Genomic DNA, 1,612 nt, shown 5'->3' with positions numbered 1-1,612 from the left:
GGACAGTCGTCACGCTCAGTCTCGGTTCTGTTTTCCTTGGGCGCAGGCGGGCGGTTGGGCCTCCCTGCATTGGCCTAGGCAGCAAAACGCCGGGCTGGAGGCGCACCACTCAGCACCGCGCGAGCGTCGGTCGAACGGCTCAGAGAGAGCGTCAGGGGCTTGTCGTGGCGACCATCCCAGCTCAACCCCTCGCAGGGGATCAACAGCCCTGATCTGCGCGCATCCTGATCACGCTGGAAGCACACGCGCTCGTTCCCGCCCTCAGGGCGGCAGCAGGGTTGGCCGTTTGGTGCCCCGCAGCCGCGACACGCCAACTGGTAGGCCGGATCACCAGCGGGCCATTCATGATGGCAGCGCCGGCACGTTACGGAAGCGTCCACACAGGCCCAGCGTGACGGGGCAGGCCTTTTGGCCGCGGGAAGCGGAAAGATAATCGGACGCATGGCATTCTCCTGTTCTGAATACCTGCTGCCTGCCGGGACGGCGGCCGCGCGCTCAAACGCGGCGCGCAGCGCCGGGAGCGCAGCCCCACCGTTTGAACGCGCGGCTCCGTTCTGGCAGGCACGTTTTTGGTCTGTGTTTTTGGGTTTTAGTCTGGAACCGGCCGCCGTCAGGCGGCGATCCGCACCACTTCAAGGTGGCTGTCCAGATGGGCTTTCACCGCAGCCCGCGCGTCAGGACCGGCATCGTCCGACGCCAGCACCGCGCCAGCCTGTTCAAGCAGCGCGTCCTTCAGCTCGGCCGTTTCATCGTCCCGGCCTTCAGGGGCCGCTACCTCGGCTGCATCAGCGGTTTCTGCCGACGTAGTCTCAGCTTCGTCCGCCCCTTCCAGACCTGTTCCATACAGTTCTTCTTCAACGGGACGCAGGTGGTCAAATTCGCCCTCTTCCTCGTCGTGGCCATCATGATCCGCACTCAAAGCGGCCAGCCTTTCGGCTTTACGCACCATAGCGTCCAGTTTCGCTTTCCAGCCCTCGGCAGCAGACCCAAACCCGGCCTGCTCGGGCACCCAGCGCCCCTCAGCCCCCACATGCGCCATGATGGCATTTCGCATCTCTTTACCGGTGTTACGAGGCAGCAGGTTCAGTGCCTTACCCGCCTCCATGATACCGGGCTTGCTGAAGCATTTGAGGAAGTCGTCGAACGCCATATTGGGCATCTGTGCATCAGCATCGAACAGCAGCCCCATGAGCTGGGCCGTTACACCACTGCCGCTATGCTGGCTGATCGTGCAGTTTGCGACGTTCTTGAGCACAGAAACCGCTTCCTGTCGTAGCAGGGCAGGATCACGGATCAACACACCTTCGGGGAAGAGCGCGGCCAGAGCGATCTCCTGTCGGCTCATCTGACCATAAGGCTCCCGTTCAGGGGTATGCACGGTGACATTCTTGCCGCCAAGGGCCAGCAGCAGGGCCGCAACCAGATCCCACGGGTCTACATCCTCAACAACCGCATCGAGTGCCGCGTGCAACGCCTGTGTGCGGATGAGCCCCAGCATAGTCAGACCGGTGCCAGAAATGGCCGCCCGCTCTTTAGGCGCAGCAACACTTGCGGGCGCAACGCTACGCGAGGACGTAGTGGCCCCCTGTTCGCCCGCCTCCTGCGGACGCAG

Annotated in this window: 1 protein-coding gene and 1 pseudogene; both read right to left on the bottom strand. The window is 63.5% G+C overall.

The window, feature by feature from the left end; all coding sequences use genetic code 11:
• Nucleotides 1-74 precede the first annotated feature (74 nt).
• Nucleotides 75-245, bottom strand: a complete 171-nt coding sequence (locus J2D75_RS14210; protein WP_207855442.1) for a hypothetical protein — start codon at nt 243-245, stop codon at nt 75-77.
• A 365-nt stretch (nt 246-610) separates the two neighbouring features.
• Nucleotides 611-1,612: pseudogene (locus J2D75_RS14205) on the bottom strand (ParB N-terminal domain-containing protein); the annotation flags it as partial.

Origin of the sequence: Acetobacter suratthaniensis (assembly GCF_017377745.1) — a bacterium.
Classification (GTDB): Bacteria; Pseudomonadota; Alphaproteobacteria; order Acetobacterales; family Acetobacteraceae; genus Acetobacter; species Acetobacter suratthaniensis.
Note: the sequence above shows the minus strand (reverse complement) of the source record. Positions and strands in the feature narration are given on the sequence as shown.